5 protein-coding genes are annotated in these 5,096 nt (G+C 61.6%); all 5 read right to left on the reverse strand.

Features of this window, described 5'->3' with window-relative positions; all coding sequences use genetic code 11:
• Positions 1-217: PAS domain-containing protein (locus AB7S84_RS16430; RefSeq protein ID WP_428155812.1), on the reverse strand; the 217-nt coding region annotated here is incomplete at its 3' end.
• A gap of 224 nt (positions 218-441) precedes the next feature.
• On the reverse strand, positions 442-882 hold the full coding sequence (locus tag AB7S84_RS16435; protein ID WP_020878383.1) for a biotin/lipoyl-containing protein: 441 nt from the start codon (positions 880-882) through the stop codon (positions 442-444).
• 12 nt (positions 883-894) lie between these two features.
• Positions 895-1,857, reverse strand: a complete 963-nt coding sequence (locus AB7S84_RS16440; protein WP_020878384.1) for an OadG family transporter subunit — start codon at positions 1,855-1,857, stop codon at positions 895-897.
• A gap of 10 nt (positions 1,858-1,867) precedes the next feature.
• A complete protein-coding gene (locus tag AB7S84_RS16445) occupies positions 1,868-3,016 on the reverse strand; it encodes a sodium ion-translocating decarboxylase subunit beta (protein ID WP_020878385.1) in 1,149 nt (382 codons plus the stop codon).
• 15 nt (positions 3,017-3,031) lie between these two features.
• Positions 3,032-4,606 (reverse strand): acyl-CoA carboxylase subunit beta, encoded by a 1,575-nt coding sequence (locus AB7S84_RS16450; RefSeq protein ID WP_020878386.1) that lies wholly within the window; start codon positions 4,604-4,606, stop codon positions 3,032-3,034.
• Between the last annotated feature and the right edge of the window lie 490 nt (positions 4,607-5,096).

Genomic DNA, 5,096 nt, shown 5'->3' on the forward strand with positions numbered 1-5,096 from the left:
GCTTCCGTGCCGACGTCGCGGAGAGGAGTTCTTCGCGTCGGGCGAGATCCACCGCAATAGGATGGATGCCGGAAGCGGCTTCCGCTACGGAATCGTATCCCAGCATCCGCGCCAGGGCCGGATTGGCGTCAATGAGGCGCCCCTCGGGAGTGGACCGCAGAATGCCGATGGGCGCATGTTCAAACAGGTCTCCGTCGCCTCCGTAATATTTTGTCATGGCATCTCATCCCCCGCGCGGCAGGTCCCGCGCACCGCATCGGTTTTTCATCATTTCAACTCGAATCGCCGGTATTACCGGATACCAGAGATTCGGTCGAAAAACAACGGGACGGGTCTTTCGGCCTCACCCCTCATCCAGGGGTGAGGCCGTTGTCGCCGCGCCGCAATGCAAATACCGGTTTGCCGTCAGGACGATTCGATGACCGGAAATTCGGCCGCGGCTCAGGCAATGACCATGATGACGTCTCCCGTGGCCACTTCGGAACCCTTCTGCACCCGAATTTCCTGAACCGTGCCGGAGACGGCGCTGGTCAGGTTGTTCTCCATCTTCATGGCCTCCATGACGGCCACCGTCCGACCCGGGGTGACGGTATCCCCCACGGCCACGTTGATGCGGAGGATCAGGCCGGGGATCGGGGCCGTCACGGTGCCGGCACCCGCCACGCAAACCCGCTTCGGCGCTGCCGCCGGGGGGGTCTTGGGAATCGCAGGGGCCTGCGGCGGAACGGAAGTCGGGGCCGTCCGCGAGGCCGCCGGCGCCTCGTCCTTCCCGATGAAAACCGTATAGGGACTGCCGTTGACGCTCACCTGGACATATCCGGCCGCCACCTCGCCGATCTCCACGGCAAACTGCTGCTCATTGATGCTCAACTGGTATCTCATGAAAAACTCCTCTCAATCCTTGCGATGAAGGGTTCGGTTGTAGGTGTCAAGCCGGTCCGTCATCATCCGGTTCAGGCCGTCGTGGGTCCAGGCATCCGAATGCCCGGGGGTCAGGGTCAGGGTCGGGGGAGGCGTCCGGCAGGCCAGGGAGTGCAGGTGAAGGGCCGCGGCGATGGCCGCCGCATCCGTTTCCGGAATACCCGGCGCCGTCTCCGGGGCCGCCGGTTCCGCCGCCTCCGGAGCCGGTTCGGAGGCCGCCGCTGCAGCCTCCCGCCGTGCCTTGCGACGATCCAGATACTGGAAAAAGACGCCGGAGAGGATCATCCCGATCATGAGGATGGAAAGAACGATGAAGATCCCGAAGAATCGGATGAAGAGCGTCCCCAGGGCATATCCCCAGAAGGAGTCCCGGGGGCCGCCCACAAGGGTGATCTTCCCGTTCGCGGTGCCGTCCGAATCCCGGGGACCGCCGTCCTGAACCGCCACCACCAGTTCCTGGACCCGATCCGGGTGGGAAATGTTTTCCGCCCGGCTGTCGGACCAGGGGGCCGGAAGACGGTCATTGAACACATAGAAGGCGGTCGACCGGGTGAAAAAATCGGAAATGACCGACACCCTGGCCTCGCCGCCCCTGGGCACCGCTTCCAGCACAATGGCGAACAAGGCCGACTTGAAATTTTTCACATCCACCTCGGGTCGAGCCGCCTTATTGAAATCGACGCCCGCCACGGATGCGAGCTTTCCGCCCGCGGCCTTGAACCGGAGGATCACGCTGGTGCTCTTGGCCCGCGGGATGAGCTTGGCGGCGATGACCGCCCCTTCCCGGGTAAAAGTGGGTACCGGCTTCTCGATATCGCCGGAGACGTTGATTTTGGCGGCGGGTTCGCCCGGCAGGAAGGCCAGAAAGGCCAGAAAGGCCGCAGCGGGCACAAGGCGGGACAACCAATGGAATGACTGGGATCGAATGGTTCTCATGGCGCTCCTCCTAATTGAACATGGCGATGAACATGCCGGCTGCGGCCGCCGATCCGATGACTCCGGCCAGGTTGGGGCCCATGGCGTGCATGATGAGCCAGTTGTCCGGATCGGCCTTCATCCCTTCGGAATGGGTGACCCGGGCCGACATGGGGACCGCCGAGACCCCGGCCGAACCGATCAGGGGGTTCATCTTCTCCTTGAGGAAGAGATTCATGATATGGACCGTCAGGATCCCGCCGACGGTGCAGATGGTGAAATCGACGAGTCCGAAGCCGAAGATGAGCAGCGGCTTCAGGCTCAGAAATTTTTCCGCTTCCATGGTGGCGCCCACGGAAACCCCCAGAAAGATGGTCACGATATTCATGAGGGCGTTCTGGGCCGTATCCGTCAGGCGCTTCACCACCCCGCACTCCCGCATGAAGTTGCCGAACATGAACATCCCCATCAGGGGCGCCACCGCCGGCACCAGCAGGATGATGAGGGCCGAGGCGATAAGGGGGAACAGGATCTTTTCCCTGGTGGAGACCGGCCGGAGCTGACGCATCCGGATTTTGCGCTGCTCGGGTGTCGTGAAGAGCCGCATGATGGGGGGCTGGATGAGCGGAACCATGGCCATGTAGGAATAGGCCGCAAGCGCGTTGGCCCCCAGGAGATGGGGTGCCAGCTTCGCCGTCAGGTAAATGGTGGTGGGGCCGTCCGCACCGCCGATGATGCCGACGGAGGCGGCCTCCTTCAGGGTAAAGCCGAAAAAGAGCACACCGATATAGGTGACGAAGACCCCGAGCTGGGCACCGGCGCCGATGATGAGGGTCTTGGGATTGGCGATGAGCGGTCCGAAATCCGTCATGGCCCCCAGCCCCAGAAAGATCACGCAGGGAATGATCTCCCATTCCACACCGTATTTGTAGAAGGCCCGGATCAACTCCGGCGTCCCGTGCTCCGTGAAGCCCATGAGGGGGACCAGTGGGAAGTTCACCAGAAAGATTCCGAAGCCGATGGGCACCAGCAGAAGGGGTTCGTAATTTTTGGCCACCGCCAGGTAAAGAAAGAAGAAGGCCACCGCCAGCATGATCACCTGTTTGAACATCAGGTTGGGCAGCCCCGTTTGAGTGGTCAGAATGCTGACAATGAGTTCAAGGACTTGATCCCATGACATCGCGTAATTTCCTTTCTAAAGGGGGATATTGCCGTGCTTTTTGGGGGGATTGACGTCCCGCTTGGTCCGAAGCGCTCTCAGGGCCTGGATGACGCGGGGTCGGGTGTCCGCCGGATCGATGACATCGTCGATGTAGCCGAGTTCCGCAGCCTTGTAAGGATTGGCGAATTTCTCCCGGTACTCGGTCACCAGGCGTTTCCGCTCGGTGTCGGGGTCGGCGGCGCGCTTGATCTCGCCCCGGCTGATGATGTTGACCGCCCCTTCGGCCCCCATGACCGCAATCTCCGCCGTGGGATAGGCGATGACCATATCCCCGCGGATGTGACGGGAGTTCATGACGCAATAGGCGCCGCCGTAGGCCTTTCGGGTAATGAGGGTGATGCGGGGAACGGTGGCCTCGCAGAAGGCGTAGATCAGTTTGGCGCCGTGCTTGATGATGCCGCCGTGCTCCTGCTGGATGCCGGGAAGGAACCCGGGAACGTCCTCGTAGACGATAAGGGGAATGTTGAAGGCATCACAGAAACGGACGAACCGAGCCCCCTTCAGGGAGGCGCCGATATCGAGGCATCCGGCCATGACGGCGGGTTGATTGGCGACGATGCCCACGGCGAAGCCGTCGAGCCGTGCGAACCCGACGACGATGTTCCGGGCATAATGCTCATGAACCTCGAAGAAATAGCCGCTGTCCACGGTGGCGCGGATGATGTCCCGAATGTCATAGGGGGTGTTGGGATCGGGGGGAACCTTATCCCGAAGGGTCTCGTCCCGCCGCAGGGGGTCGTCTCCCGTTTCCACGCGAGGCGGCCCCTCCAGGTTGTTCTGGGGCAGGAAGGTCATGAGTTCGCGAATTCCGGCAAGACAGGATGCGTCATCGGGCATGGCGAAGTGGGCCACGCCGCTGACGGCATTGTGGGCCATGGCGCCGCCCAGATCTTCCTTGGTGACCGTTTCCCGGGTGACGGCCTTGATGACCTCCGGGCCGGTGATGAACATATGACCCGTCTTCTCCACCATGAAGATCCAGTCGGTCAGAGCGGGGGAGTAGACGGCGCCGCCGGCCGACGGACCCATGATAGCCGTAATCTGGGGAACGAGGCCGGAGGCCATGACGTTGCGCAGAAAAATGTCGGCATAGCCCGCCAGACTCATCACCCCTTCCTGAATGCGGGCGCCTCCCGAGTCGCAGAGGCCGATGACCGGCGCACCGACCTTCATGGCCGTCTCCATGACCTTACAGATCTTCTCGGCGTGGGAGAGGGATAGCGACCCGCCGAACACCGTGAAATCCTGGGCAAAGAGAAAGACCTGGCGCCCGTGGATCAGGCCGTGGCCCGTCACCACCCCGTCACCGGGGATCTTCTGGGTATCCATGCCGAAATCGGCGCATCGGTGGACCTTGAACCGGTCCACCTCCACAAAGCTGCCCGGATCCAGAAGCAGATCGATGCGCTCCCGGGCGCTCAGTTTACCGCTCTCATGTTGTTTGCGAACGCGATCTTCGCCGCCCCCGGCCAACGCGTCCCGTGTTTTCCGGGCCAGCGTCTCCCGGATTTTCTGATTCAGGGCCTTCTGCAACGCAACGTTGTCCATTACGCCTCCTTGTTGAAGGATCTGGTGGATGCCGCCCCGCGATCTAAACACGACAGGCAGTCCGTAACGGACTGCCTGTTTTTTTAACCGGTGCGTCGATGCCTGCCCGGAGCCCCGATGCATGGAAACTGCTGCAGGGTCGGAAAACAGTTCCGGATCGGCCCTTTCAGGCCGTGCCTCACCGTTTTGCATGGCATCCGGAAAGACTGCATGGGCGCATCTCATTATTGAGTTGTGGATGGGTTCAGGAGAAATCCCCCCGGTCAGGTTCGACGAGGGTAGATCTCTTTAAAGAATTCGGTGACGTTTTGCAATGGGAAAAATTGAGGACCCGGAATGGATTTGCGGATAGACGTGAAACGTGGATATCCGGAAGCGAATCCGACGTTTCGGGATTTCCCCCGGGACGCCGGATTCCCCGCCGTGATGGTTACTCCTCGAAGAGAATCTTGTGGTCGACCAGGTTCATTCCCCGGATGCGGCCCTTGAC

Source organism: Desulfococcus sp., assembly GCF_050178255.1.
Classification (GTDB): Bacteria; Desulfobacterota; Desulfobacteria; order Desulfobacterales; family Desulfococcaceae; genus Desulfococcus; species Desulfococcus multivorans.